Source organism: Pseudomonas veronii (assembly GCF_002028325.1).
Taxonomy (GTDB): domain Bacteria; phylum Pseudomonadota; class Gammaproteobacteria; order Pseudomonadales; family Pseudomonadaceae; genus Aquipseudomonas; species Aquipseudomonas veronii.
Genome location: NZ_CP018420.1, coordinates 2,093,213 through 2,119,452 on the forward strand (window position 1 = coordinate 2,093,213; position 26,240 = coordinate 2,119,452).

At 59.9% G+C, this 26,240-nt stretch carries 23 protein-coding genes and 2 tRNA genes; 8 read left to right on the top strand and 17 right to left on the bottom strand.

Translation table 11 applies throughout. The features are described 5' to 3' along the window. Positions 1-20 precede the first annotated feature (20 nt). Genes PverR02_RS09760 through PverR02_RS09770 form a run of 3 tightly spaced genes read right to left on the bottom strand, consistent with a single transcriptional unit; the run spans position 21 to position 2,942 of the window. Entirely contained in the window at positions 21-341 is a 321-nt protein-coding gene (locus PverR02_RS09760; RefSeq protein ID WP_079443204.1) for an NIPSNAP family protein, read from the bottom strand. After that, a complete protein-coding gene (locus PverR02_RS09765; RefSeq protein ID WP_079443205.1) occupies positions 310-2,088 on the bottom strand; it encodes an FAD-dependent oxidoreductase in 1,779 nt (592 codons plus the stop codon). Before PverR02_RS09765 ends, PverR02_RS09760 begins: the two co-directional genes overlap by 32 nt. Before the next feature lie 35 nt (positions 2,089-2,123). Further along, positions 2,124-2,942: a shikimate dehydrogenase family protein gene (locus tag PverR02_RS09770; protein ID WP_079443206.1), complete on the bottom strand. Its 819-nt coding sequence runs from the start codon at positions 2,940-2,942 to the stop codon at positions 2,124-2,126. 145 nt (positions 2,943-3,087) lie between these two features. On the opposite strand from PverR02_RS09770, the gene PverR02_RS09775 reads away from it, so the two are divergent. Further along, on the top strand, positions 3,088-3,861 hold the full coding sequence (locus PverR02_RS09775) for an IclR family transcriptional regulator domain-containing protein (RefSeq protein ID WP_079443207.1): 774 nt from the start codon (positions 3,088-3,090) through the stop codon (positions 3,859-3,861). A 29-nt stretch (positions 3,862-3,890) separates the two neighbouring features. Here PverR02_RS09775 and PverR02_RS09780 read toward each other — a convergent pair whose 3' ends face one another. After that, the gene (locus PverR02_RS09780; protein WP_079443208.1) at positions 3,891-5,648 is read right to left on the bottom strand and encodes an FAD-dependent oxidoreductase; all 1,758 of its coding nucleotides are present in this window, start codon (positions 5,646-5,648) and stop codon (positions 3,891-3,893) included. Next, a complete protein-coding gene (locus PverR02_RS09785) occupies positions 5,645-6,499 on the bottom strand; it encodes an IclR family transcriptional regulator (protein WP_079443209.1) in 855 nt (284 codons plus the stop codon). The genes PverR02_RS09780 and PverR02_RS09785 overlap by 4 nt, the downstream gene beginning before the upstream one ends. Before the next feature lie 383 nt (positions 6,500-6,882). Between PverR02_RS09785 and PverR02_RS09790 the strand changes: the two genes are divergently transcribed. From PverR02_RS09790 to PverR02_RS09820, 7 genes are all read left to right on the top strand, one after another. After that, entirely contained in the window at positions 6,883-7,707 is an 825-nt protein-coding gene (locus PverR02_RS09790) for a sugar phosphate isomerase/epimerase family protein (protein WP_079443210.1), read from the top strand. A 70-nt stretch (positions 7,708-7,777) separates the two neighbouring features. Continuing rightward, the gene (gene pcaQ / locus PverR02_RS09795) at positions 7,778-8,707 is read left to right on the top strand and encodes a pca operon transcription factor PcaQ (RefSeq protein ID WP_079443211.1); all 930 of its coding nucleotides are present in this window, start codon (positions 7,778-7,780) and stop codon (positions 8,705-8,707) included. Positions 8,708-8,836: 129 nt separating this feature from the next. Then, positions 8,837-9,556, top strand: a complete 720-nt coding sequence (gene pcaH, locus PverR02_RS09800; RefSeq protein ID WP_079443212.1) for a protocatechuate 3,4-dioxygenase subunit beta — start codon at positions 8,837-8,839, stop codon at positions 9,554-9,556. A 12-nt stretch (positions 9,557-9,568) separates the two neighbouring features. Beyond that, positions 9,569-10,171 carry a protocatechuate 3,4-dioxygenase subunit alpha gene (pcaG, locus tag PverR02_RS09805; RefSeq protein WP_057005844.1) on the top strand — a complete coding sequence of 201 codons (603 nt, stop codon included), beginning with the start codon at positions 9,569-9,571 and terminating at the stop codon, positions 10,169-10,171. A gap of 243 nt (positions 10,172-10,414) precedes the next feature. Further along, a tRNA-Val gene (locus tag PverR02_RS09810) sits at positions 10,415-10,490 on the top strand. A 19-nt stretch (positions 10,491-10,509) separates the two neighbouring features. After that, positions 10,510-10,586: transfer RNA gene (locus tag PverR02_RS09815), tRNA-Asp, on the top strand. A gap of 233 nt (positions 10,587-10,819) precedes the next feature. Next, complete coding sequence (locus PverR02_RS09820) at positions 10,820-11,245, top strand: integrase arm-type DNA-binding domain-containing protein (protein WP_079443213.1); 426 nt, start codon at positions 10,820-10,822, stop codon at positions 11,243-11,245. 136 nt (positions 11,246-11,381) lie between these two features. Here PverR02_RS09820 and PverR02_RS09825 read toward each other — a convergent pair whose 3' ends face one another. From PverR02_RS09825 to PverR02_RS09880, 12 genes are all read right to left on the bottom strand, one after another. After that, positions 11,382-11,858, bottom strand: a complete 477-nt coding sequence (locus PverR02_RS09825; protein ID WP_017846849.1) for a MarR family winged helix-turn-helix transcriptional regulator — start codon at positions 11,856-11,858, stop codon at positions 11,382-11,384. A gap of 792 nt (positions 11,859-12,650) precedes the next feature. Next, positions 12,651-13,658 carry a transcriptional regulator FeaR gene (feaR, locus tag PverR02_RS09830; protein ID WP_174630462.1) on the bottom strand — a complete coding sequence of 336 codons (1,008 nt, stop codon included), beginning with the start codon at positions 13,656-13,658 and terminating at the stop codon, positions 12,651-12,653. Between the two features lie 110 nt (positions 13,659-13,768). Continuing rightward, positions 13,769-15,256 (bottom strand): aldehyde dehydrogenase family protein, encoded by a 1,488-nt coding sequence (locus tag PverR02_RS09835; RefSeq protein WP_079443214.1) that lies wholly within the window; start codon positions 15,254-15,256, stop codon positions 13,769-13,771. 23 nt (positions 15,257-15,279) lie between these two features. Then, a complete protein-coding gene (locus tag PverR02_RS09840; RefSeq protein WP_017846853.1) occupies positions 15,280-16,173 on the bottom strand; it encodes a SphA family protein in 894 nt (297 codons plus the stop codon). Between the two features lie 75 nt (positions 16,174-16,248). Beyond that, on the bottom strand, positions 16,249-17,946 hold the full coding sequence (locus PverR02_RS09845) for a GMC family oxidoreductase (RefSeq protein ID WP_079443215.1): 1,698 nt from the start codon (positions 17,944-17,946) through the stop codon (positions 16,249-16,251). A gap of 139 nt (positions 17,947-18,085) precedes the next feature. Next, positions 18,086-19,645 (bottom strand): methyl-accepting chemotaxis protein, encoded by a 1,560-nt coding sequence (locus tag PverR02_RS09850; protein ID WP_079443216.1) that lies wholly within the window; start codon positions 19,643-19,645, stop codon positions 18,086-18,088. A 17-nt stretch (positions 19,646-19,662) separates the two neighbouring features. After that, positions 19,663-20,430, bottom strand: a complete 768-nt coding sequence (locus PverR02_RS09855; RefSeq protein ID WP_017846856.1) for a class II aldolase/adducin family protein — start codon at positions 20,428-20,430, stop codon at positions 19,663-19,665. 52 nt (positions 20,431-20,482) lie between these two features. Continuing rightward, positions 20,483-21,481: a TauD/TfdA family dioxygenase gene (locus PverR02_RS09860; protein ID WP_079443217.1), complete on the bottom strand. Its 999-nt coding sequence runs from the start codon at positions 21,479-21,481 to the stop codon at positions 20,483-20,485. Next, complete coding sequence (locus PverR02_RS09865; RefSeq protein WP_079443218.1) at positions 21,478-22,533, bottom strand: ketopantoate reductase family protein; 1,056 nt, start codon at positions 22,531-22,533, stop codon at positions 21,478-21,480. Before PverR02_RS09865 ends, PverR02_RS09860 begins: the two co-directional genes overlap by 4 nt. 52 nt (positions 22,534-22,585) lie before the next feature. After that, complete coding sequence (locus tag PverR02_RS09870; RefSeq protein ID WP_017846859.1) at positions 22,586-23,347, bottom strand: ABC transporter ATP-binding protein; 762 nt, start codon at positions 23,345-23,347, stop codon at positions 22,586-22,588. Positions 23,348-23,352: 5 nt separating this feature from the next. Next, positions 23,353-25,155: a branched-chain amino acid ABC transporter ATP-binding protein/permease gene (locus tag PverR02_RS09875; RefSeq protein ID WP_079443219.1), complete on the bottom strand. Its 1,803-nt coding sequence runs from the start codon at positions 25,153-25,155 to the stop codon at positions 23,353-23,355. Further along, on the bottom strand, positions 25,152-26,189 hold the full coding sequence (locus PverR02_RS09880; protein ID WP_017846861.1) for a branched-chain amino acid ABC transporter permease: 1,038 nt from the start codon (positions 26,187-26,189) through the stop codon (positions 25,152-25,154). The genes PverR02_RS09875 and PverR02_RS09880 overlap by 4 nt, the downstream gene beginning before the upstream one ends. Between the last annotated feature and the right edge of the window lie 51 nt (positions 26,190-26,240).

Below are 26,240 nucleotides of genomic sequence, written 5' to 3' on the forward strand. Positions count from 1 at the left end.
GGCGCAACGCTGTGATGGGGTTATTTGAGCGGCGAAAAATCGGTCGGACGCAGCAGCCGTGATTCCAGCGTCACCACGGCGTCCAGTTCCTTGTTCTGCCGTGCGAAGTCCTGCCAGCGGGGATCGGCCGCCATGGCATTGCGGCGGGTCATGCGCTCGTCAAGGCTGGCGTAGCCCCAGATGTGCACCACTTGATTGACTTCACCGATTTCGGTGGTGAAAAAGCCGACCAGATTGCCCAAGTGCTCTTGCTGCACGGCTAAGGCGGCGCTTTTGTACAGGGCCAGCCAGTCGCCGAGCTTGGTGGGTTTAATCGTGTAGGTGCGCAGTTCGTAATACATGCTGTTCTCCAGTGTGGGATGGGTGTGCGCGGCTGTGGTCGAGCCGCTGAGCGATATCGCTGGCGGCGAGGTAACCGAACGTGATGCCTGGGCCGAGGGTGATACCGGGGCCGGGGTAAGTGCCGTCCATGATTGAATTCATTTCGTTGCCCGCCGCGTAGAGGCCGGGGATCGGTGCGCCGCTGCGATCCAGCACGTTGGCCTGGGCGTTGGTGACCAGGCCGCGTGCCGAACCGAGGTCGCCGGTAAATAAACACACGGCGTAGAAGGGCGCCTTGCGCAGGGCTTTCAGGCAGGGATTGGGCTGATGCAGCGGGTCACCCATGTAGCGGTTGTAGGCCGTACTGCCCTTGCCGAATTGGCGGTCGACGCCTTGATCGGCATCCGCGTTGTACTGCGCCACGGTCTGCTCCAGTGTGTTCGCCTCCAGGCCGGCGATGAGTGCCAATTCGCCGAGGCTGTCGGCACGCAGCAGATAACCGGCGTCGATCAGTGCGCTGTTGTCGACGGGGCGCGGACGCGCCAGGCCCATGCCGTAGCTGTTCATCGCTTCGCTGTCACAGATCAGCCAGCAGGGCGCATTGGCGCCGCCATTGGCGAACATGGCTTCGACGAAACAGTGATAGGAGTTGGATTCATTAACGAAGCGCCGCCCGGCACGGTTGACCGCAATAACGCCGGGTTTGGCGCGGTCGGTGACCAGATGCGGAAAGCGCTCCACGCTGCCGTCGCTCTTGTGCAGCACCGAAACCGGGGCCCAGAAGAAATTCGCCGCCAGGTTGTCGCCGATTGCCGCGTTGACCGAGGCCGCCAGGCGTTGCCCGTCACCGACGTTGGCCGGCGGCGACATGCTCCAGTGCTCCGAATCAGTCGATGGCCGCTGTTCGGCGGCGTGTGCGCTTGCGGCAAAACCCCCCATGGCCAGCACCACACCGCCACGCGCGAACACGGAATGAGTTGTTCCGCGCCTGGAAATCTGCACGCCCTTGACCGAACCCTGTTCAACGATCAAGGCCTCGGGGGTTGCTTGCAGCCACAGGTCGACACCCTTGGCCAGCGCAGTGGTGGCCAGGCGTGCGATCAAGGCATTGCCCACGGTCAGGCGGGTGCCGCGTGGATGGTTGAGGCGGTCGACGGCGTAACGTCCTATCAGTTTAAGGCAGTGCCAGAGGGATTTGGGCGAACGCTTGAAGCTGAGGAAGTGCTGGATATCGACACGATTGACCATCATGCCGCCGAAAAGAAGCATGCCGTCCGGCGGGCGTTTGAGGTCTTTGAAATGCTCACCGAGGTGGCGGCCGTCGTACTCGTCGATTTCCAGCGCGCGACCTGTTTGCGTGCCACCCGGCAAGTCCGGGTAATAGTCGGGCGACAACGGTCGCAGGCTGTACTTGAGTTCGCTGTGGGTTTCCAGGTAACGCAGGGCTTCACGGCCGTGTTCGATGAAGGCATCGATCAATGGCGGGTTGTAGCCGCTGCCGATCACCTCTTTCAGATAACGGCGCATCTGTTCGGCAGGCAGGCAATGCCCGGCGGCTCGGGCCTGGTCGGTGTCGTGCAGCCACACCGCACCACCGGAAATCGCCGACGTACCGCCGAAGGCCTCGGTCTTTTCCACCAACAACACCTTGAGGCCGCGGCAACTGGCAGTCACCGCTGCGGCGAATCCGGCCGCGCCGCTGCCCAGGACAATCACGTCATAGGTCAGCTCGGCATGGGCGGAGGGCAGGGAAGTCTTCGTGTTCATTATTGTTATCGCCTGTTAAGGACGCCCCCGGAGAGTCAGATCTCCAGCGGCGTCACGCCCATGAAGTGACCGAGGTTGCCCAACTGCGCCAACGCCATTTCCGGCCCGGTCTGGATCGGGCAGCCGAGGCGTCGGGCCATGGCGAGAAACGGGGTCACCGCCGGCGATGTCACGACATCCGCCACCAGGGTTTTGCCGTTCAGGGTTTCCATCAGCGCAGTCGGCAACGGCATCGGGCCGTTGTCATTGGTTGCACTCATGCCGACGGGCGAGGCGTTGACGACCAGGTCGAAGTGCTCAAGCGACGCCGGGCTGGCGCTGATCACAATCTGCGGGAAGGCACTGCGTAGAAGGTCGCCGAGCACCTCGACGCGCGCGTCGTTGATGTCGCTGATGACCAAATGGCTGACCCCGGCCTGGCACAACGAATACGCAATCGCGCTGCCGACGCCGCCGGTACCGATTACCAGAACCTGTTGGTCCTTGGGGTTGAAACCGTGTTTGCGCGCAGCGTTGAGAAAACCTTCGCCGTCGACGATATCGCCCACCAGTCGACCGTCGGTCTCGCGGCGGATCACATTGACCGAGCACAGCGCCGCCGAGCGTTCACTGACGCCGTCCAGGCGGCTGGCCAGCAGTTGCTTGTAAGGAACGGTGACCACGCATCCGCGCAGGTTTTGCCAGCCGCGCAGGGTCTGGACGAAATCATCCAGGGCGCTCTGTGCAAGGTCGATGGCGAGCATGGCGACGTTCTGCTGGTGGTCGGCGAACCAGCGATTGAAGTTTTCCGGCGATTTCACCTGGGCTACAGGTGAGCCGACGATGGCGACCAGTTCAGTCGAACCCTGAATCATGGGAGGTACCCGCTTATTAGCTGTGTTGTGCCGCTGATACTGCAAGCGGTGAAGGCAGCGAACAATCGAGCTTGTGAGGGATTAGGTTGATAATCGCAGTGTCAGTGCGATAATCGCAGTCTATGCACGATAAAGAATCCGAGTGATGAAGAAACCCACCATCCACCCGCGGGATTTGATCGTCGGCCTGCAAAAAGGCCTGGCGCTGTTGCAGTTGTTTTCCCAGGAGCATCCGCGCCTGAGCGTGCCGCAAGTGGCGCGCATGGCCGATATGACCCAAAGCGCCGCGCGGCGTTTTTTGCTGACCTTGGTGCATGACGACTTTGCGCAGACCGATGGCCGCCATTACTGGCTGACCGCGAAGGCCTTGCGTATTGGCCAGGCTTACGTCGATTCCGCGATACTGCCGCGCATGCTGCGGCCCATCGTCGAGCAGGTGGCGCGGACCACCCAGGAGCATGTGTCGGTGGGTGTTCGCGACGGTGATGACATTGTGCATGTGGTGCGCAGTCGCTATAGCCACATCACCTCGATGTCGATTCGTCCCGGTTCACGGGTGCCGATGTATTGCACCGGCAGCGGACGGCTGTGGTTGGCGAGTTTTTCGCCAGAGGCGCTGTGTGCTTACTTCCAACGCAACCCTCCTCGAGCCATCACGCCTTATACGCTCACCGACGAAGCCCTGATCCGCCGCGAAATCTCCCTGGCGGGCGAGCGTGGTTACGTGATGGTGGATCAGGAATATGAAGTGGGCATGCGGGTGCTGAGCGTGCCGCTGCTGGATCGGGAAGGGCAATTGCAGGCAACGCTGACGCTGACGACTCACGCGTCGCGCATGACGGTTGAGGACATGCGCGAGCGGTACCTGTCGCCGCTGTACGAAGGGCAGGCGCTGCTGCGGCCGATCATGACACTTTGAATGTCAGAACAGGCTTCAGTTGAACGGTGTTACGCGACGTCCTGGGCATTCGAACTCGCATCGGTTGAATGCTGCGCAGCGGCCGCATGAAGCCCCGCAATATAGCCGAACGTCATGGCCGGCCCGAGGTTGATCCCACCGGAAGGGTAGTAACCGCCCATGACGCTCGCCATGTCGGTGCCGACTGCGTAGAGCCCGGTGATGGCGGCTCCACTGCGGTCCACTACCTGGGCATGGCCATTGGTCTTGAGGCCCGCGAATGTGCCGAAGCTGCCAGGGCGGACCTTCACGGCATAGAACGGGCCGTGTTCGATCGGGGCCACGCAGGGGTTGCCTTCGGTAATGAGGGGATCGCCTTGTTTGCGGTTGTAAGGCGTGGAGCCACGACCGAACGCAGGGTCCTGACCGTTGCGGGCGTGCTCGTTGAAGTTGCGTACCGTTTCAGACAACCCCGCCGGATCGATACCGCAGGCTTCGGCCAGCGCATGGATGGATGCGGCGCGGTGTAAATACCCACTGCGTACCGACGGCCCCACCGGTAGCGGGAACGGCCGCGAATGACCCAGCCCGAAGCGGCGCTGGAAGCGGTGATCGCAGATCAGCCAGGACGCAACTTCTTCGCCTTCAGGCGCCGCGGTCATCATGGCAGCGGTGTAATCGTAGTAGCCGTCGGCTTCGTTGACGAAGCGCTTGCCGGTGGACAGCACGCCAATCAGGCCGGGTTTGGCGCGGTCGATGATGTGGGGGAAATGCCCCGTGCTGCCGTCCGCGTGCGGGACCAACGAAACCGGGGCCCATGCGGCGGGTGATGCAACGTCTACCTCCAGCACGCCACCGGCAGATTCGCCCAGTGAAATGCCATCGCCCGAACAATCGACAGGGGGCAAGGCCAGGTGGTCATTGTCTGTCGGCGTGCGCGGGAAAAGCGCCTTGCGCCGACGCATGTCGTTGGGGAAACCACCGGCTGCCAACACGACGCCTCGGGTGGCATAGATGTGCGTGGTGCCGTCTGGCGTGTCGACAATAGCTCCCAAGACCGTGCCTTGATCCAGGATCAATTGGCGAGCGGGGGCAGACTCGATCAGCGTCACACCTCGATCGACCGCCGATTTGGCCAGGCGTGCGACCAACGCCTGGCCGTTGACCAAGTGCATGGCCCGACCGTGGAGGGCCAGATCTCGCAGGTGGCGTAGAAAACGCTTGCTGACATGGATAAAGGATTTGAGCGATTGGGTCATGCTCAAAAAGGCCGCCAGATCAGGCCCGGCCATGATCGGCATGCCGAGGAAAGACGTCTCTCTCATGGGTTTGCGCATGCGTCGGATCAACCGCCCCATGTTTCTCGCATCGTAGGGCGCCGCGATCACCTGATGGCCTTGAACGGCGGCGCCGGGAACATGCCCATGAATGTCGGGGATGCCGTTGCCATCGACCCATTTTAACGCAGTGTTTTCTTCAAAAAACGCCACCATCCGTGGCGCATTGTCCAGAAAAGCATCGACCCGTTCGGCGTTGTAGCGTGAACCCAGTTCATTCTTCAAATAGGTGCGCGGTTGCTGTGGATCTTCATCAATACCCGCGCGCTTGGCCAATGGATTGCCGGGAACCCACAGCCATCCACCCGACCATGCTGTCGCGCCGCCGAATGTTGCATGCTTTTCCACCACGATGACCTTAAGGCCCTGGGACGCGGCGGTCACGGCGGCGGCAAGGCCGGAAGCGCCGGAGCCGATCACTAACAGATCACAATCGAGACGTTTTGGCCTGGGGTTGTTCTGGGTGTTCACACTGAGTCACCTTGACTGATATTAATTGCGGTGAGCCCTGGACTCATCAGGGCGGGAGACCCCGGAATCAACTGCTGGATTTCTGCTACGGCAGCGATGAGTGACGGGGCGATTTGATGCAGCCGCGCTTCGGAAAGCCGGAAAACCGGGCCCGCAACACTGACCACCCCAATCACCTTGCGGCTGATTGGGTGAAACAGGGGGACAGCGATGGCTGACATCCAGTCGGCAAATGTCTGAATGGCCATCGCATAGCCGAGGGTCCGTGCCGATTCGATTCTTGGCAGCAATGCCTCAACGGTTTGCGGGGCAGAGGGACCATAGTCCTGGACCAGACCGAAGCCCTGTCGACCGACCAGCGCCAACGCCTGCTCGTTATCCATGCTTGCCAACCACGCATAGCCGCTCGCGGAGCATGAGAGCTTGGCCGCCATGCCCATGTCCGGGTCATAACGCAGCCCGGAGCGTGCGCCTTGCGCACGCGCAACCCATGTCAGCCGATCCTCGTCCACCACGGACAACCGCACCAGCTCACCGACGTCTGCCGCCAGACGATTGAGCACCGGCTGCACCGCATCAACCGTGCCGTCGGCGCTCAGGTGGGTGAAGGCGAGGACCTGCAACTTGGAGGTCAGCACATACGTGCCACGTTCCTGCTCCTGGCGTGCATAGCCGGTTTCACACAAGGTGTTCAGCAGACGATGGGTTGCGCTTCGAGGGATGCGCAGCTGTTCCGCAATCGCGGTCAGGGGAATCCCTTCACCGCTGTTGGCCAGCATTTCCAGAATGGCCAGACCACGGTCAAAGCGCCCTACATAACTGCTTTCGGTGTGACTCGCTGCGCTTGGCATAACCTGGCTCCTCATTGGTTTTGTGACGCTCGTCGTTTCGCTGGAATTGGCTTTCGATGATTCTGGAAAACTATTCCAGTTCCATCGGCAGTGTCAATTCGCCCGGTTGCGCCGACAGGGCGCAAGTCCCGGATTACGGGGGCTTCGGGGGGAGTCTTATTTAGTGTTCGGTTTTTAAGGAAGAATGATCAATCGGAAAATCAGGCTTTTGTGCGGTTATCGAACACAAACCAACCGCGAAAACTGCTTTCCTCCACGCGTGTTTTTTCCACTTGATTTAAAACTGGAACTCAGTTCTAACTAAAAAAGACAGCGGCTCAGGTCGTCACTTTTCGTGACCGAAGCACGTCGCTTTTTTTGGAATTCGAGAACGAGAGTCGACCATGAGCGAACAGATATTTTCCCTGGCTGCCCTGACCGTGCTGGAGCTGTCGCCTCCGGACATGGTCGAGGTCGCTGCCCGCGCCGGATATAGCCATGTCGGCTTGCGGCTGGAACCGGCAACGCCGCAAGAACATCACTTCCCCTTGATGGCAGATGCCGAGTTGCGGCATCGAACGCACCAGCGTCTGCGCGACACCGGGATCAAGGTGCTGGACATTGAGATCCTGCGATTGAAGCCGGAAACCCGCGTGCAGGATTTCCTCGGACTTCTGGACGTCGGTGCCGAGTTTGGCGCGACTGAATTGTTGATCGCCGGCAACGACCCGGACGAAGCCCGCCTGGGCGATAACTTCGCGGCGCTGTGCGACATGGCGGCCCCGCTCGGCATCCACCCGCACCTGGAATTCATGCCTTGGACAGACGCACGCGATCTTTCGCAGGCATGGCGCATTGTCGAGAGCGCTGCCCGTCCCAACGGTGGGGTTCTGATTGACGCGTTCCACTTCGATCGGTCTGGCTCATCGCTCACGGAACTGGCCGCCGCCACGGCCAAGGCGCCGCATCGTTTCCGCTACGCACAGCTGTGCGACGTAGCGGGACCGCGCCCCGACGATATGGATGAAATCCTGCGTCAGGCGCGCAATGAACGACGTTTCCCGGGTGACGGCGATTGTGACCTGGACGGTCTGTTGAGCGCGCTGCCCGCCGGTATCCCGCTGAGCCTGGAGACCCCCTCTCGACAGTTGTTGGAGCAAGGCGTTAGCGCTTTCGACCGGGCGAAGAGGGCGCTCGACAAGGCTCATCACGTATTGCAACGGCGCTGATCGGCAGCGTCGCCCGGACATCGGGCGTACACTTTCGCGGCACCGGACACCTCGAAGGCGGCTAAATACGTTGAATATCGACACCCGAATCAAATTCCGCCATCTGGTGTGCTTTCTCGAAGTGGCGCGCCAGGGCAGCCTGGCGCGCGCCTCGGAAAAACTGGCGATCAGCCAGCCGGCGCTGTCCAAGACCCTCAAAGAACTCGAAACCCTGCTGACCGCCACTTTATTCGTGCGCAGCAAAAGTGGCGCGGCGTTGACTGAAGCCGGAGTGGCTTTTTTGCGTTATGCCGGGCCGAGCGTACAAGCGCTGCGAGAAGGGGTGAATAGCCTGCGTGCCGGCGAGCACGAACCCTTCACCGCCAGGCTCGGCGTGCTGTCCACCGTGGAAAGTTTGCTGGTGCCCGAGGTCGTCTGTCGTTTGCATGCCCGACATCCCGCGTTGGTCGTGAGCGTGGTGACCGGGCCGAGCGCGTACCTGTTGTCGCAATTGCGTGTAGGGGAGTTGGACCTGGTGGTCGGACGCATGACCGATAGCCCGCAGATCCTGGGGCTGATGTTCGAGCATCTGTACAGCGAATCCATGACCCTGGTGGTGCGTAATGGCCATCCGCTATTGGCTGACCCGCAGGCGCATGAACATATCGAAAATTATCCGCTGGTGTTGCCGCTGGCGGGGACGACGATCCGCAAATACGCCGACAGCCTGTTTGTGCAGCACGGCATCAGCCCGCCGCGCCAGCGTCTGGAAACCCTGTCGTTGATCTTGAGTCGGCGTTATGTGCAGGGCAGTCAGGCGATCTGGGTCGCGCCTTTTGATGCGGTCAGGCAGGACCTGAATCGAGGTGATCTGTTTGAGTTGGAGTTGGGTATTCGTGAACCCGGTGGTTCTGTGGGGCTGTGCAGCAATCCCGCGCTGACGATGTCCATGGCGGCTCAATGGTGCGTGGAGGTGTTGCGCGAGGTGGGCGCGGAATATCGCGAAGGCAGCTATCCATAACCATCTGGATATGGATAGGGTCGGTTTTTTCAGTGTTGGAGGGCGCCTGATCAGGCGAGACTGGGGCGGTGATTGCCGGTTACCCAGCGTTCACCCCTGATTTTCATCCATAACAAAAAGGAAACCGACATGTCTGATGCGGACAACAGCCGTTTCGTCATTCGTGATCGTAATTGGCACCCCAAAGCCCTGACGCCTGACTACAAAACCTCGATCCTGCGTTCCCCGCGTCAAGCCTTGGTGAGCATTCCCCTATCCCGCTCGGAAACCAGCGGCCCGGACTTTTCCCACCTGAAGATGGGGCAGCACGATAACGATCTGCTGCTGAATTTCAACCACGGGGGCTTGCCCATCGGCGAGCGCATCATCGTCGCCGGTCGGATCTGTGACCAGTACGGTAAGCCGATTCCCCATACCCTGGTGGAAATGTGGCAAGCCAATGCCGGTGGTCGCTATCGACACAAGAAAGACAGCTATCTGGCCCCCATCGACCCTAACTTCGGCGGCGTCGGCCGTGCCTTGACCGACCGCGACGGCAACTACAGTTTCCGCACGGTCAAGCCCGGCCCGTATCCGTGGCGCAATGGTCCCAATGACTGGCGTCCGGCGCATATTCACTTCTCCATCAGTGGCCCGTCGATTGCCACGCGATTGATCACCCAGCTGTATTTCGAAGGTGACCCGCTCATCCCGATGTGCCCGATCGTCAAGTCGATCGCCAATCCGGATGCGGTGCAGAGCCTGATCGCAAGGCTTGATATGAGCATGGCCAATCCCATGGATTGCCTGGCTTATCGCTTTGATATCGTTCTGCGCGGTCAGCGCAAGACCCACTTCGAAAACCGTTGAGGAGGCACGTCCATGCCCGTTGAACTTCTGCCTGAAACCCCGTCGCAAACCGCCGGTCCTTACGTGCATATCGGCCTGGCGCTGGAGGCGGCAGGCAACCCGCCCCGCGAGCAGGAAATCTGGAACGAAATGGCCAAGCCTGGTGCGCCGGGGGAGCACATCCTGTTACTGGGCCATGTCTATGACGGCAACGGTCACCTGATCCGCGATGCGTTCCTGGAATGTTGGCAGGCTGACCACGAAGGCGTTTACGACAGCGACTACAACCTGGAAAAGCCCTTCAACGGTTTTGGCCGCACGGCGACCACGGATACTGGCGAGTGGCAGATCCATACCGTCAAGCCGGGCACCGTGAAGAACGCTGCAGGTGTGCCGATGGCGCCGCACGTCAATGTTTCGCTGTTCGCGCGGGGCATCAATATTCACTTGCAGACCCGGGTGTACTTCGACGACGAAGCCCAGGCCAATGCGGTCGATCCGGTGTTGAATCTGATCGAGCAGCCTCAACGTCGGGAGACGCTGGTCGCCAAGCGTTGCACGGTTGATGGCAAGTTGGCTTATCGTTTCGATATCCGCATACAGGGCGAAGAAGAAACGGTGTTCTTCGACTTCTGACGGAGGTGGGGCACGGCAAGCCCGCTCATTGAGCGGGCTTTTTGCGGTCTGGGCTTTGGAAAACCCGGTGCAGGGTGACCTGATAACGGGCGATCGGGTAAACGTAATAGCGCCGCGTTTGGCCCAGAAGAAGCCCGTTTTTACCGGGGTGCGCCGCTCATTGAAAAATATTTAAAATAAATTGCATTTAAATCAACACATTGCGGATTTTTCGTATATGATGCGGCCCACACCGAAAGTGAAGGGTGATTAGCTCAGCTGGGAGAGCATCTGCCTTACAAGCAGAGGGTCGGCGGTTCGATCCCGTCATCACCCACCATTCGCTTCAAGTGTTACGCGCAGCGGTAGTTCAGTCGGTTAGAATACCGGCCTGTCACGCCGGGGGTCGCGGGTTCGAGTCCCGTCCGCTGCGCCATATTTGCTTCCACTAAGGCCCACTGAACGCCTGGAAGCCACGGAAATAGCGGCCTAGTGCCGCTTTTTTCGTTTTCTGAATTCCACTGGAATCCATCTCCAGCCACGGTTTTTAAGTACACATTTAAGTACACCGCTGGCACAGCCTTTTACGATTCCTTGCGCATCAATTTTCGTATTGGTCCGTCTACCGCTGGGTTGTATTCCCCTCCTTGATGCAGAAGGAGGTGTCTGATGGCTCTGACAGATACAGCGCTCAAGAAAGCCAAGCCCGCCAGCAAGCCTTATACGTTAACTGATGGGAATGTCTTATCTCTGCAAGTGCCCACGACGGGTTCGAAGCGCTGGCATTTCCGTTTCTATTGGCATGACAAGCAATTGCGTATTTGCCTCGGCACCTATCCCGACGTGGGTCTCAAGGAGGCTCGCCAGCGGAGAGAGGCTGCACGTGCGCTGGTGGCCAACAATATCGATCCCCGCTCACATCGTCGCGCCGAGCGCCAAAAAGCCTCTCACGCCGCCAACAACACGTTTGAAGCGGTTGCTGGTCGCTGGCATGAGTTCCGAAGTAAAAAACTGACGAAAAGTAAGAAGGGTACTGGTGGTGATCGTGGAGCTTCAGTCGAGTTTTGCGCGCCGGACTCGCCCGCAGGGTGCTGAACCAGACCTTGAGCTCGCATCAGCACTTCGGAGGTCTGGTTATTGAACGAGCGGGGGCGCTGGAGGACTAATAAGAATCTAGTATTTTGTTTGAGTTGACGGTAGCGAGCAGGGTGCGGCGAGTTCTCGAAGCCGGTCAGTGTTCCGGCAGGTTGGCGAAGATGTTCGCCAAGACTTGGTTAAGTTTGCGCAGTTGAGCTTCGGTTAGACCCTGGAAGCTTTTTTGGAATAACTCGTCGGTGAGTTCGTGCATGTCAAAAAACGCCTGGCGACCTGCCGCGGTCAGGCTGACTTGAGTTACGCGGCCGTCCTGGGTGCTCTGGCTGGTTTCCACCAGACCATCATCCTTCATTCGGTAGACGATTTTGGTGATGGTCGAAAGCTTGGCCACGGCGTGTTCGGATATCTCCGAAATGCTGGAGTCGTCGTTCTCGAAGAGAATGTTCAGCACTCGCCAACGCGGGATATCCAGGTCGATCCGCTTGAGCAGCTTTTCCATGGCCATGGCGTAGCGCCCGTACACGCGTGCCAGCCAGTAAAAAGGAAACTCTTCCTTGTGAAAGTCTTCGCTGGCAGGGTTGTAGCGGTTACGGCGTTTCTTGGGAATGGACATCAAAGGAACTGCTTTGTGAAAGTCGACGGACAATCATAGACATTTCTACTAAATTTGGCATCCGCCGCTATGCCGGCGGAGGGCGCTCAATGGTGCTGCAGGTGTGTGGATCTGTCCGAACAGATGGTCAGCTGTTGTTTTCCAATGCCGGATCGAAGCGTGTCGTAAGCCATGTGGCATCGGGCAGACGAAAGAATTCCTGCGTGCGCTGCGCTTTCTAGGCATCGATATTCTGGCCGGCGCGCAGCACTGCTTCGGAGCCAGGGAGGCCGGTTTCCACCAGCTAGATGCCCTTGGCTGGATTCTGCCCGTGATACTTCAGCACCATGGCGATCTGGCCATAGGAGTCATAGGCGTTGACGCCGACGGTCTTGCTCTTGAGGTCTGTAATGCTCTTGATAGGCGAATCCTCCTGCACGGCTCAGTACAGCGAGAATGGCCCCGGTGCCTCGGCCACGAGCTGGGCACTCGCTAAGCCGGCAGTTCGCTGGACAATGTGCCCTGATCAAGCGAAGACGGGGCCTGAGATGAACAGTCGCGTGCGCCAGCGAGCATCGACTGCACCGTTGACGCGGTGCCTTGGAGTTGCATCCATTTGATACGGTAGGGCTTACCCGGTTCGGGGAAGGCATCTGCGCGTCCCATCAAGCAGTACTTCATTTCTTCCACGCTAAAAAGGAAGCCTGAGCGGATGTTGGTGTTCACCGGGATGCAGGCTGCCCCGCACGCCGCTAATTACCGGAGGTAAAGCGAACAAACAGCCCATGGCCCCGGTGGCGATGATGGCAATATTCAAGGGTGTCCTTGGTTATTGTGCGCGCTGGTTGCGCCTTGGACGTTTGCGCGGTAATCCTTGGGCGGCATGCTGTAGTGGCGCTTGAATACCCGGGAAAAGTGCGCGGAGTCGGTAAAGCCCCACTTGTAGGCGATGGTGGTGATGGGTAGGGCATTGTCACCGGTCTGTGCCAAATCTCGGGCGGCGCAGTGCAGGCGTTGGCGCTGGATGTAGCGTCCGATGCTGTCACCATCGAGTTCAAACTGGCGGTAGAGCTGGCGTACCGAGATGTTCAGCATCGCGGCCAGTTCGGCTGGTGTCGGGGGCGCCAGCAGCGTTTTGTTGATCATTCGCTCAGCGAGTCGTCGTAGGGGGCGGCCGGTGTTCGGTACATCATCGGGATGTAAAGAGGGCTGCAGCAAGTTGATCAGGGCGTCCTGCAATGCCGCGCCATGAGATTGGCCGGCGCCCAGATTCATTTCCCCGTCACTGATCTGCTGCAACATGCCGTGGAGCAGACGTCCGCTCAGGCCGCTCTGTTCGATTTTGCCGAAGCGCCAGGCGTGTGTCGGCAGGAGCCGATCCACGGCGTCACGGCAGAGGTGGATCGACAGTTGCGCGATCAACCCATTCGGTTGCATTTCAAAGGACTCGGCTGAGTCCAGCAGGGCCATGTCGCCAGGGTGCAAGGTGAATGTTTGCGCACTACGGTTGATCGCCATGCTGCCTTCACGCTGCAGGACTAAAAAATAGAAGCGATCATCACCACGGCTTGCGCTGCCGCGTTCGCGGCGGATCGACAAGGCGTTAACCTGGATATCCGCCAGATTCAGATCACCCAATTGATGGTGCTGGATATTGCCAATGAAATTGTCTGCATGAGTGCAGCGTTGCGTGACAAAACGGCCACACACGGCATGTACTGCCTGATTCCAGTGGTCGAAATCGTGGAGGTTTTGCACACTCACAAGGCACCTCGAAGGGATTTCTAATAGTTTTGGTGCGCAATTGGATCGATTTTGCACATATGACTAATTACGGGAAAATTCAAGCATTCCTCGTGCCAGAAACGAGTTGAGTATTGTGGGTTTTCGAACAGGGAGGGCAGGGCCGGTAAACCGGCCCGAGAGGCGATTCAGTAGCGGATCATCACTGACTTGAGTTCGGTGTAATCGTCAATGAACGCGCTGCCGAATTCGCGGCCCGTGCCCGAGGCTTTAATGCCGCCGAAGGGCACCGAAGGGTCGAGGAAGGTGTGCATGTTGATGTATACCGTGCCGGCCTCAATCTGGGGGATCAGGCGCAGTGCCCTGGACAGGTCGTTGGTCCAGATGCTTGCGGTGAGGCCGAACGGCGAGTCGTTCATCAGGCCGGGAAGTTCTTCGACGTCGTCATAAGGCAGCACGCACATTAACGGGCCGAAAGTTTCTTCGTGCAGGATGCGATCCTTGGCGTTACCCGCGAGTACCAGGGTCGGCTCAACGAAGTAGCCGGGACGGGCAATCGCATTACCACCGCAGACGATGCGGCTTTCCTGGCGTGCCAGCTCGAAGAATTGCACCATCTTGTCGAACTGCGGCTTATTGGCCAGGGGCCCGAACTGGACACTCTCATCAAGAGGCGAGCCAATGCTCATGCCTTTTAGTGCCGCGCTGAATTTCTCCAGGGTCTCATCCAGGCGTGAACGCGGTACGTAGAGCCGTTCTGGTGCCGCACACACCTGACCCTGATGCACATAACCGGTTTGGATCAGCCCACCGATGGCAGCATCGAGGTCGACGTCAGGCAGCAGCGCCGCAGCATTTTTGCCGCCCAGTTCCAGGGTCACTCGGGTGAGGTTGGCGGCCATTGCGGCCTGGCCGACCTTGAGTCCGGTCGGCACCGAACCGGTGAACGAAACCTTGGCTACCTGCGGGTGGTTGACCAGTTGTGCACCGACTTCGCCGGTGCCGTTGACGATGTTCAACACTCCCGCTGGCACACCCGCGTCCATTGCCAGTTCGGCCAGGCGCAGCAAAGTCAGTGGGGTGAATTCACTGGGTTTGAGCACCAGCGTACAGCCGGTGACCAGAGCGGCAGCGATTTTCCATACGCCGATCATTACCGAGAAATTCCACGGCACGATACCGGCCACCACGCCCACTGGCTCACGACGGGTGAAGGCGGTGTACTGTTCGCCGGCCATCGACGGGAAGGAGGGGGACATCGTTTCGCCGTTGATCTTGGTCGCCCAGCCGGCGTAGTAGCGTAGGAAAACCGCGCTTTGGCCGACTTCAAACATCCGGGATAGGTGGATAGATTTGCCTGAGCAGAGGGTTTCCAACTGGGCCAGTTCTTCGCTGTTGGCTTCGAGCAGATCGGCCAGTCGATTGAGTATTACGCCACGCTGATAGGGCAAGGTCTTGGCCCAACTGCCTTTAAAGGCGCAGTGTGCTGCACTGACGGCCGCTTCGATGTCAGATGCATTAGCGGCGGTTACCTGGGCGATGGCTTCGCCATTGGCCGGATTGATGATCGAGATACGCTTGTCGGAGGCGCTAGAGCGGTAAGCACCATCGACGAAATGGGCGTGCTGGCGTTGTAGGAACGCCTGCACTTGGGGAAGCAATTGAATGTCGCTCATGGGGTGACTCCTGGCAGATAAAATCAAAGAGGGATGGCAATGTTGAGCCAGAACTTATCGCCTTCCGGACGGTTCAATACGTCGAACTCATGTTGGTAGCGGCCCTGGATGTTCAAGCCCGAGGCAGTTGTGTAAGAGAGTTGCGGGCCCAGTGCAGTGGCGCGGCCTTTGAAGTCTCCGAATACCGCACCGTCACCGCTGTCGCCGGTGAGCTGTTTGTAGGTGTAGCCACCGATACCCACACCCCAGTTGCCGAAGTGCTTGGCAGCGACGAAGTCGGCGTGGAGTTCATTGCCTGAGCGGTATTGGGTGTCGTTGTTCTCGTAGTTGTGGTCAAACATGGTCTTCATCGAGAACTCATAACCCTGCGGGTTGCGGTAGGTGAAGGCGAATAGCGGCTCGACGGTGGCGTAGTTACGCCCGATGTTGGCCAGTTCTTTCTTGTCGTAGCGGCCGGTGGGTAGGTACAGGTCGACGGCTGCAATCCAGTGCCAGTTTCCGGCGTGCCAGCCGACCGCCAGCGGACTGACGATGAGGTCGCCCATGCCGGCGCGATCCTGGCGGCCGCCCGCCCCCATATTGACGTCCACATCGGCTGCAACCAGGAAGGCGTGCATCGCCCAGTTGCCACCGAGGATCTTCTTATCAGTGACATGGATGGCGCGCAGAATGGTAGCGGCGGTACTGACCTTGAAGTGGTCGAACGCCGGGTTCGTATTGGCAAACTTGTCGGCGGTGTAATAGGTGTTGTAGCTGATCAGGTAGTTGCCAGGCGGAGGCAGGGCGCCGGTCATGAAACCTTCGCTGCCATTGGCGTAGGCGCCGCCACCACCCTCGGTGGCGTGGGCATTCTGGGCAAGGACAAGTGCGGAAAGTGCAATAGCGCTGATCAGATGACGCTGCGGGAAGAAGTGCATGGTGTGATCCTCGATCCGGTTTCAGGGCGTAGGAAAGCTCTGGCGCGATATGCGCGCCAGGTCGGGAAAGGTCGATTAGGAGCGGTTGGAGCCGGCGAGTGACTGAGGTGTGCCAATCACCGCATCGAGATTCAGCGTTTGCTCATGTGGTGCGCTCAGCGTCAGCGGTGCCTTGCCGAGAATGAAATCGGCACCGCGTTCGCCAAGCATGATCGCCGGCGCGTTGGTGTTGCCGCTGGCTATCTGCGGGCATACGGAGAGGTCGATCACTCGCAGGTTCGGCACGCCATGTACGCGCATCTGCAGGTCGACCACCGAGCTGCCCGGATCAATGCCCAGGCAACAGGTACCGCCAGGGTGGTAGACGGTCTTGATCGCCTGGCGTATGAAGGTCTCGATGCCGGCAGTGTCCTGCCAGTCGATATTCTCGGGCGCGACGATCTTCTTGATCAGGCTTTTCAATGCGGGTTGTTGCATCAGCTTGAGGCCGGCTTGTACGGCACGTATCTGCCCTTGCAGGTCGTCTTTGTCACCCAGATAGTTGGGGTCGATGAGCAGCATGTCGGCCGGGTCAGTGCTGCGCAGGCGCACGTCGCCACGAGCCTTGGGGCGCAGGTGACCAACCTTGACCGTGAGGCCATGCTCGGCGGCGGGAGGGGCTTCGCCGGGAGTGTTGTCGAAGTTGTCCATTACCGGCAGGAACATGAACTGGATGTCTGGCCGACCGACGCCCTGGCTGTCGACGAAACCGCCGCCTTCGAGGATATTGCTGGTCAGCAGGCCGCTACGGAACGCCAGCCACTGGATCATGTGCTTGATGCCGCGCAGGCCCTTGTCTTCGCCGAGGATGCTGTTCTGTTTGTGGGTGGTGGCGTTGAGCGACAGGTGAAGGTGGTCATGAAAGTTCTTGCCAACCGGTAGGTTGACCAAGGTTTCGATGCCGAGACCCGCGAGGTGTTCCTTCGGCCCGATGCCGGAGAGCATGAGAATCTTCGGACTGCCGAAGGCGCCGGCGCTGAGAATTACTTCCTTGCGGGCGTGGGCGATTATCGGCGCTCCATCCTTCTCGCTGAACTTCACTCCGGTAGCGCGGGCGTTCTCGACGATCACCTTGTGCGCCAGGGCGTCAGTGATCACGGTCAGCTTGCTGTTGTCGCGTACCGATTTCAGATAGGTACGCGCGGTGCTGGCACGGGCACCATTGTGCGTGGTGGTCTGGTAGAAGCCGACACCTTCCTGGGATGCGCCATTGAAATCGTTGACGTAGGGCAGGCCCATCTCTTGGCCAGCGCGCACGAAGGCCATGGTCATTGGGTGGCGATAGCGGTTCTCGCTGACCGGCAATGGGCCTTGCTGTCCGTGGAACTCACCGCTGAGGCTCTCGTTGGCTTCGGCTTTCTTGAAGTAGGGCAGCACATCGCGATAACCCCAGCCCGGGCAGTTCCAGTCTTTTACCCAGTCGTCGTAATCCTCGTGTTGGCCACGGATGTAGATCATCCCGTTGACCGAGCTACCGCCGCCGAGCACCTTGCCCTGGGCAATGATCATTTCGCGGTCGTTGCAGTGTTTCTGCGGCACGGTCATGTACGGCCAGGACTTCTGCTGGAAAACCTGTACCACGGTGGCGGGCATGGTATGGAAGGGGCTGCTGTCCTTGCCTCCGGCCTCAAGCAGTAGCACGCTGCCGGCATTCTGCTGGATCAGCCGGGCTGCAACCACGCAGCCTGCCGAGCCGGCGCCTATCACGATGTAATCATATTCCTGAGTGGACATGGGGGGGGCCTCGCTAATGTCCCGAAGGGATTTTTATGAGGCTCTATTCAAGCCTTTACCAGCGACAGGAAATTGATCCTGGTGGCCAGGTTGTTGTACGTGCTTGCCAGGTTTTACCGATCATCCGGTTGTACGAATCTCAGCCCTTGATGAAACGCTGCGCAAGACTCAGTTGCGATTCGGCCAATTGGTGCAGGGTCTGGCTGATCTCGGTGGTACGTCCTGCCTGCTGACTGGTGCGCTCTGTGAGGCCGGCAATCTCGGTGATCTGCTGGTTGATCTGCTCGGCGACCTGGCCCTGCTGCTCAATGGCCGCTGCCATCTGCTGGTTCATGCTGCTGATCTGGCCGACTTCCTCGCAGATACGCACCAGTGCCTGGCGGGTTTGCTGCACATCGGCACTGGCGCGCAGCGCGGCCTGCTCGCCACGTTTCGCGGTGGTCAGCGCGTTGCCGCTTCCGCTACGCAGGCTTTCGATAGAGCGCTGGATTTCATGAGTCGAGTCACGTGTGCGTGAGGCGAGGCTGCGTACTTCGTCGGCAACCACGGCGAAGCCCCGGCCGGATTCGCCAGCGCGGGCGGCTTCGATTGCGGCATTGAGGGCCAGCAGATTGGTTTGTTCGGCGATGCTCTGGATCACACTGGCGATGCCGCCGATCGACTCGATAGCATCGGCCAGGTTGCCGACGGCGCTGCCGATCTCTTCCACCGAAGAGCGCATGGTCTGAGTGGAGTTCTGGCTGTCGTCCGACAGGCGTTCACCGTCGTAGGCCAACTGGTTGGCGTTCTGCGCGGCCTGGGCGGTGCTCTGCAGGTTGCGTGAAAGCTCCTGGATGGTGGCGCTCATCTGGTTGATGGCCGCGGCGGTCTGTTCGGTCTCGCGTACCTGCCTGTTCAGTTGTTCGGCGGTGTTCTCCACCACTTCGGCTGAAGTATGTGCCTGCTGGCGCAGAACCTCGCTGTTGATGCTGATGCGTGACATCACCGTAGTCATCCGCGCGCGCTGGCTGTTCAGGGCCATCGCTAGCAGAGCGCTGCTGTCGGCGTGGCCGCTATGCAGCGGCGCCAGTAGCGGCTCGCTGTATATTTCCCGGTACTGGCCAAGGATTTTGCGGGTCAGTCGGCGCTGGCGCAGGGCTGGTTGCAGCCCGGCCAGCAGCAGCGCGAAGAGGGCCAGCAAACCTGTGGCCAAGGGCAGTTGCGCGGTGATGATTGCGCCCAGAGCGAGCAGGCCAAGACTCAGTTGAAGGCCATGACTGGCGAGCAACGCAGTGGAACGCTGGCCTGGCGCCCACGGCGATTGACCACGGTCGAGGCGGGCATAGAGCGTACTGGCTGCGAGTATTTCTTCACGGCTGATCGGCTGGTAGACGGTGCCGAGCGCCGAGAGTTCTCCGCCATCGAACAGCGGCACGACATAGAGCGTGTGCCAGTAATGCCCGCCCTGCCTGTGACGCCCCATCACGGGGCCAGTCCAAGGTACGCCGGCACGCAGCGCACGCCACATGCTGTCGATGACCACTGCGGGCATGCGCGGGTCATTGATCTGCTCGTGGGGTTTGCCGATCAGTTCGTCTTCGCGCAGGCCGCACATTCGCAGGTAGGCCGCATTGCAACTGAGCAGCACGCCTTTTGGATCGAGGCGCGATATCGGCGGTTCGTCGAAGTGCGGGAGGTTGGGGTGGATGGCAGCATTCATTGCACGACTCCTCGCGGTTACCAGGGCAGCACGCGCTCGGCGCGCATCTTGCGCACCATGGCGTCGTAGAACTTGGTGGCGAAGCCACTCTCGCGGATCAGCATGGCGGTGAGGTCCGCGCACCTCTCGGCAATACCGGCTTCGAGCGGGTTGTCTTCGCCGCCCAGGGCGCCGGCGGCACACTGGTTCTCGGCCGCGCGTTGCACCGTCCAGAGCAGGAAGAAGGCTTTCTCGATGCTGCTTTCGCCCACTGCGATACCGTGGTTGCGCAGCACCAGGATGTGCTTGTCGCCCAGGCTTTCGATCATCCGGGTCTTCTCGTCTTCAAACAGCGTGATGCCTTCAAAGGTGTGGTAACCGATGCGGCCGTAAAGTTGCGCACCGTAGAAGTCGTCATGGGTGAAGCCGCGCTTTTTCTGCACCACGGCGGAGATCGGCGTGGTGTGGGTGTGTAGGAGGCACTGGATATCGTCGCGCGCGCCATGCACGGCACTGTGCAGAGCGAAGCCTGCGGGGTTGCCGTCGTAGGGTGACTCGTCGAGCTTATTACCGTGCAGGTCGACCTTGAGCAGGTTGGCTGGAGTGACTTCGCTGTAGTTCAGGCCGAACGGGTTGACCAGGTAATGGTGGGCCGGGCCAGACAGGCGCGCGGAAATGTGATTGAAGATGGTCTCGGTCCAGCCGAAGTAATCGACCAGGTGGTAGCAGTGGGCGAGCTTGATGCGCAGCGCCCATTCTTCGTCGCTACAGGTTTCGGGCTTGAGGGTTTGGATCATTGCGGTCATGGTGGTTTCTCTGGGGCGGTAGGACGCACCTGTCAGGCACGATGGCGTTATGTCAGGCGCAAGGAGCCAGGCGCAGGTTGTCATGGAACCCGTTTCGGCCGGGAAACTCCGGTGCGAGTACGCGTGCATTGGGCATCTTCAGCCACAGGCGCAGTAGGCGGCGTTTGAGGTCTGGATCGTCGTGATCCTCAAAGTTGCTACGCGAATGCATCACGGCGTAATTGTTGGCGAACTGCATGTCGCCGGGTTCCAGCATCATGTCCAGACGGATCGCTGGGTCATGAATGATGGCGTCGATCAAATCCAACGCCTGGACTTCTACCTGGCAGAGCTTGACGTTGCTCTGTTCGTGGCCGAGTTCGATATAGGCACGAAGGTAACGACAGCTGAGCTTATCCTCGTGGTAGCTGAAAATCGGAGAGGGGACCGGTAGGTCATTACCCAAGTGTGCGAAATATAGTGGGCGATAGAGCAACGCCAGATAGTGGGGGTTCCTCTCCAGGATCTCGTTGTAGACGGTCGCAGCGCTGACCAGGCTGCTGAGTCCGCCTTGCTTGGCCTTGCGTATGGACAGGAGTCCAACTACATCGGACAGATCTGTGTGGTAGGGCAAGTAGGCGTTAGTTTCGTAGACACGAGTAGTTTTCTCTTTGGAGTTGCCTATGGCGGTCACCACGCCCAGCAGGTCGGCGCGTGGATTCTGAGTCACAGGAGTCCCCATGTGCAGGCCCAGGCCGTAATAGATGATTGACATTTCCTCTTCGCCGTAGAGCTCGGCTGGCAGGCCGCGAAGGAGAAGAAAACCGCGGCCATTCTCCAATTCGTTCGCAAGGTTTTGGATCTCCTTATCCAGCTCTGGTATCAAGAAATCCTCACGTATGAAGTTCGGAGCCTTTAGGCCACGATCTCTAACCTGCACCATGGCGCGATCAAGCACAGCGAGCGTGTCAGGGGATAGGTGATATATCCAGGCTTGCTCAGGGTCTTTCACCAAATCTTCGCCACGCCAGGCGCAGGGTGAATCGATTTTTTGGGTAAGCAGGGAGGTCATGGTTTTTTCCTTTCCTGTGATGGGGTAGATGTGGGCGCGATGACCGAAACGATGTCAGTGCTGCTGCGTGAAGGGTGCCGAGTTAAAAAGCGCGCTAGCGAAAGAATGTCGCGAGTGGTGGGTACGCCGAGGCCGTGGTGCTCTGCAAGTTCGACTACCGCGTCACCGATAGCGGCGAGTTCCAGAGCGCGCCCATGCTGATAGTCCTGCAGCATCGAGGTTTTGACTGCGCCCATGCCTGCACCAAGTTTCATGAATGTTGGTGGGTCGAAATCAATGCGTGCGCCATAAGCTGCGGCAGTGAGTAGCCCTTCATGAAGTATTTTCCCCACCAGAGGGGTTAACTCGGGCTCGCTATAGAGCTCTTCGAGTGTTGCCCCAGTGATTACCGACAGGGGGTTGGAGGTCAGATTGGCGAGGATTTTGGTCCACAGCGAGTCTCGGATACGATCACTTGCTCTGGCTTCTATACCCGCGTCTTCGATCAGTTGACGGATCGTTTCGAGTCGTTGGCTCTTGCGGTTATTTGGCTCGCCAAGAATCATCAGGTGCGGATTGTGTGAGCGTGCCTGTCCTGGGCTTATCGTTTCTGCAGTTATGAATACTACGCACCCGAGGATATGTGCCGGATCGAGAGATGCCAGCAGGGTTCCGTCTGGATCAACCGCCTGTATAGGTTGACCAGCCATATTTCCGGACTCGCCGTGGAAGTACCACCATGGCACGCCGTTCACGACCGGAACCACGGTTGTATGTGGGCCGATCAACGGTGCCAGATGGGGGACCAGCGTGGGTAAAGATTGTGCCTTGACGCACAGGAAAACCACGTCCTGCTCGCCGAGCAGGACACAGTCGTCGCTGGCGTTTACCGGGGCGTTATGTTCGCCATCCAGGTCGGTCAGGCGTACGCCGTTTTCGTTTAGCGCGGTGAGTGTGTTGCCACGGGCGAACATATTCACTGGTTGACCTGTGGCCGCCAGGCGCGCCGCCAGGGTGCAGCCAATGGCACCGGCGCCAACAATGCACAGGCGTGAAGGGATCGAGCGAGCCATGGGGCTTTCTCCTTGCAAATAGGTTGCGCCCGCGAGACGGGCGCATGGTGGATCAAGTCGCGAGCATTTCCTGGTGCTTGCTGGCCAGGCCTAGGTAGGCCTCAATCACCCGCGGGTCATCGGCCAGTTCGGCGGCCGGGCCCTGCATGACGATCTGCCCGGTTTCCAGCACGTAGGCGTAGTCGGCAACACGCAACGCCGCGCGGGCGTTCTGCTCCACCAGCAAGATCGACACACCCTGGCGCCGCAGGTCGGCGATGATGCGGAAGATCTCTCGAGTGATCAGCGGCGCCAGGCCCAGGCTCGGCTCGTCGAGCATCAGCAGCTTGGGCTTGGCCATCAGCGCACGGCCTACGGCGAGCATCTGTCGCTCGCCGCCGGAAAGGGTCGACGACTCTTGCTTGCGGCGTTCAAACAGGCGCGGGAACAGGCTGTAGACTTCCTGAAGGGTGCCGTCGAGGTACTTATCGCCTTTGCGGTAGCGCATAAAGCCGCCGAGGCGCAGGTTGTCCTCGACGCTCATGCTGCCGAACAGTTCGCGCTTTTCCGGCACCAGGCCCAACCCGCGCCCGACCAGCACCTCGACTTCCGGTACGGCTTCCAGGGTTCCGTCGAAGTTGACTTGGCCCTTGGAGCCAAGCACGCCCATGATCGCCGAGAGCAGGGTGGTCTTGCCGGCGCCGTTGGGACCGATCACGGTGACGATCTGGCCTTCGCCGACGGTCAGACTGGCATTGCTTAGCGCCTCGACCTTGCCATAGGCCACGCTCAGGTTTTTTATTTCGAGCAGGATGTTACGAGGTTGATTGCTCATGGTCTTCACTCCGCTCCGCCGAGATAGGCTTCGAGCACCGCCGGGTTTTTTTGCACGTCATCTGGCAGGCCTTCGGCAATTTTCTGGCCGAATTCCATGACCGTGATGCGGTTCACAAGGCCCATGACAAAGTCCATGTCATGTTCCACCAGCAGTATTGCCATGCCTTCGTCACGCAGCTTGCGCAGCAGGTTGCCGAGGGCTTCCTTCTCTTTGTGACGCAGGCCGGCGGCGGGCTCGTCGAGGAGCAGCAGGCATGGGTCAGCACACAGCGCGCGAGCGATTTCCAGGATGCGTTGCTGGCCAAGGGCGAGGCTGCCAGCTTCTTCATAGAGGTAGTCGCCGAGGCCAACCCGCTCCAGTTGGCGCCGGGCCTCACGCAGCAAGTCGGCTTCTTCGGCGCGCTCCATGTGCAGCAGCGACGATACGATGCCCTTGTCGCCACGCAGGTGGGCGCCGATGGCTACGTTCTCCAGCACACTCATGGTTGATAGCAGCTTCACGTGCTGGAAGGTGCGGCTCATGCCCATGTGGGCGATACGTCGCGAGGGAATGCCGTTGATCTTCTCGCCAAGGAACAACACCTCACCCTCGGTGGGGGTGTCTACCCCGGAGAGCTGGTTGAACATGGTGCTCTTGCCCGCGCCGTTGGGGCCGATCAGCGCGAGGATTTCTCCGGCGCGGATCGATAGGTTCATTTGGTTGTTGGCAACCAGGCCACCGAAGCGTTTGGTCACGTTACGTGCTTCGAGGATAAGTTGGCCGCTATCTGGCAGGTCCCGGCGCGGCAGGCCGCTCGGCAGGTCATCTGCTCTGGGCGCGTTGTGGTCGTGGCGCCAACGGGCTGGAACCAAGCGCACCAGCAGTGGCCACAGGCCGCCCGGAGCACGCTGCATGAGCAACACGATAAGCAGGCCGAAAACGATCGTTTCGTAGTTGCCCTGGCTGCCCATCAGCGTCGGTAGCCAGTCCTGCAGCCACTGCTTGAGCATGGTCAGGATACCGGCACCGAGCAGGGCGCCCCAAACGCTGCCCACACCGCCGATCAGTGCCATGAACAGGTAGTCGATGCCCATGTTCAGTCCAAACGGCGTCGGGTTCACGAAACGCTGGGTATGTGCGTAGAGCCAGCCCGAGACGGTGGCGAACAGCGCGGAGATGAGGAACACCACCAGCTTGGAGCGAAAGGTATTCACGCCCATCGACTCGGCCATCACCTGGCCGCCCTTGAGCGCGCGGATGGCTCGGCCTTCGCGGGAGTTGAGCAGGTTACGGGTGATCAGGATGGCGACCAGCAGCACCGCCCAGATCAGGTAATAGATCTTCTCGCCCTTATCCAGCGTCAGACCGAACAATGAGATCGACGGCAGATCGGCGATGCCGCTCTGGCCGCCCAGCCCATCCAGGGTGCCGAACAGGTAATAGAGCGAAATGCCCCAGGCGATGGTGCCCAGCGGCAGATAGTGTCCGGACAGCTTCAGTGTCAGGGCACCGAGCAGCACGGCTACACAGACAGTGAGGGCGATGCCCACCAGTAATGACAGCCAGGGTGAACCCGCGGTCCAGGCGAGCCAGACGGGCAGTTGCTCGGCGGTGGTCAGATAGGCGCTGGTATACGCTCCGAGGCCAACGAACGCGGCCTGGCCGAAGCTGGTCATGCCACCGACCCCCGTGAGCAGGACGAGGCCCAGCACCACCAGGGTATACAGGCCTATGTAGTTGAGCAGGGTAATCTGGAAGGACGGCAGTAGCAGCGGCGCGACGCCGACGATGACGACCAGCAGGGTGACGAGGAGGCGCGGTTTCATTCTTCTTCCTCCACATGACGGCTAGTCAGTGAGCGCCAGAGCAGGAACGGGATGATCAGGGTGAACACGATGATCTCTTTGTAGTTACTGGCCCAGAACATCGAGAAGGCCTCCACCAGACCAACTGCCAGCGCGCCTAGGGCGGCGATGGGGTAGCTGACCAGGCCGCCGATGATGGCGCCAACGAAACCTTTCAGGCTGATGATGAAGCCGGAGTCGAAATACAGGGTGGTGATTGGGGCGATGAGAATTCCCGAGAGGGTGCAGAGAAAGGCGGCCAGAGCAAAGGTCGTCTTGCCCGCCAGGCTCGGCGATATGCCCATCAGCCGTGCCCCCATGCGGTTCACCGCAGTGGCGCGTAGCGCCTTGCCATACAGGCTGCGTTCAAAGAACAGGAACAGGCCGACGATCAAGCCCAGCGAGACAACGATCACCCACAGTGTCTGGCTATTCAGTGTCACTGGGCCGAGCTCCAACCCTGTTTCGGAGAACGGTCGAGTGCGTGCGCCATCGGGGCCGAACAGCAGCAGGCCGACCCCGACCATGGCCACATGCACGGCAATCGAGACGATCAGCAGCACCAGCGAGTGGGCGCCGGCGATTGGCTGGAAGAACAAGCGATACATCTGTGGGCCCATTGGCACCAGCAGGGCCAGGGTCAGCAGGGCCTGGATCGCCATGGGCAGGTTTGCCAGTAGTAGATTCTGTACCAGCAACACCATGGCTACGGCGTAGGCGAGCTTTATCGGCAGGTATTTGGGTAAGCGAAAGCCGTGGCCTTTGTGCAATGTGCCGAGCAGATCCAAGGTGCAGTCGATGACTGTCAGGGCGAGCAGCAGCCAGACCAGTCGGGTTGGCTGGCCAGCTTGCAGAGCCGCCATGGTCAGAGCGCCGAAGGTGACAAACTCACCCAGAGGGATCAAAAGAATCCGTGTCACGGTAAAGACCAGGAGAATGGAAAGCGCCAACAGTGCGTAGATCGCACCATTGGTCACGCCATCCTGACCCAGCAGCATGGCTATCTGAAAATTCATGGAGGCAATATCCTTCGATGACAGGATTCGTATTGCGCGCAGCGACTACCG

Excerpts from the sequence above, each read along its gene's own strand:
- PverR02_RS09760 (WP_079443204.1), bottom strand. The coding sequence starts at position 341 with ATGTATTACGAACTGCGCACCTACACGATTAAACCCACCAAGCTCGGC.
- PverR02_RS09765 (WP_079443205.1), bottom strand. The coding sequence starts at position 2,088 with ATGAACACGAAGACTTCCCTGCCCTCCGCCCATGCCGAGCTGACCTAT.
- PverR02_RS09770 (WP_079443206.1), bottom strand. The coding sequence starts at position 2,942 with ATGATTCAGGGTTCGACTGAACTGGTCGCCATCGTCGGCTCACCTGTA.
- PverR02_RS09775 (WP_079443207.1), top strand. The coding sequence starts at position 3,088 with ATGAAGAAACCCACCATCCACCCGCGGGATTTGATCGTCGGCCTGCAA.
- PverR02_RS09785 (WP_079443209.1), bottom strand. The coding sequence starts at position 6,499 with ATGCCAAGCGCAGCGAGTCACACCGAAAGCAGTTATGTAGGGCGCTTT.
- PverR02_RS09790 (WP_079443210.1), top strand. The coding sequence starts at position 6,883 with ATGAGCGAACAGATATTTTCCCTGGCTGCCCTGACCGTGCTGGAGCTG.
- pcaH (WP_079443212.1), top strand. The coding sequence starts at position 8,837 with ATGTCTGATGCGGACAACAGCCGTTTCGTCATTCGTGATCGTAATTGG.
- pcaG (WP_057005844.1), top strand. The coding sequence starts at position 9,569 with ATGCCCGTTGAACTTCTGCCTGAAACCCCGTCGCAAACCGCCGGTCCT.
- PverR02_RS09820 (WP_079443213.1), top strand. The coding sequence starts at position 10,820 with ATGGCTCTGACAGATACAGCGCTCAAGAAAGCCAAGCCCGCCAGCAAG.
- PverR02_RS09825 (WP_017846849.1), bottom strand. The coding sequence starts at position 11,858 with ATGTCCATTCCCAAGAAACGCCGTAACCGCTACAACCCTGCCAGCGAA.
- PverR02_RS09835 (WP_079443214.1), bottom strand. The coding sequence starts at position 15,256 with ATGAGCGACATTCAATTGCTTCCCCAAGTGCAGGCGTTCCTACAACGC.
- PverR02_RS09840 (WP_017846853.1), bottom strand. The coding sequence starts at position 16,173 with ATGCACTTCTTCCCGCAGCGTCATCTGATCAGCGCTATTGCACTTTCC.
- PverR02_RS09845 (WP_079443215.1), bottom strand. The coding sequence starts at position 17,946 with ATGTCCACTCAGGAATATGATTACATCGTGATAGGCGCCGGCTCGGCA.
- PverR02_RS09850 (WP_079443216.1), bottom strand. The coding sequence starts at position 19,645 with ATGAATGCTGCCATCCACCCCAACCTCCCGCACTTCGACGAACCGCCG.
- PverR02_RS09855 (WP_017846856.1), bottom strand. The coding sequence starts at position 20,430 with ATGACCGCAATGATCCAAACCCTCAAGCCCGAAACCTGTAGCGACGAA.
- PverR02_RS09860 (WP_079443217.1), bottom strand. The coding sequence starts at position 21,481 with ATGACCTCCCTGCTTACCCAAAAAATCGATTCACCCTGCGCCTGGCGT.
- PverR02_RS09865 (WP_079443218.1), bottom strand. The coding sequence starts at position 22,533 with ATGGCTCGCTCGATCCCTTCACGCCTGTGCATTGTTGGCGCCGGTGCC.
- PverR02_RS09870 (WP_017846859.1), bottom strand. The coding sequence starts at position 23,347 with ATGAGCAATCAACCTCGTAACATCCTGCTCGAAATAAAAAACCTGAGC.
- PverR02_RS09875 (WP_079443219.1), bottom strand. The coding sequence starts at position 25,155 with ATGAAACCGCGCCTCCTCGTCACCCTGCTGGTCGTCATCGTCGGCGTC.
- PverR02_RS09880 (WP_017846861.1), bottom strand. The coding sequence starts at position 26,189 with ATGAATTTTCAGATAGCCATGCTGCTGGGTCAGGATGGCGTGACCAAT.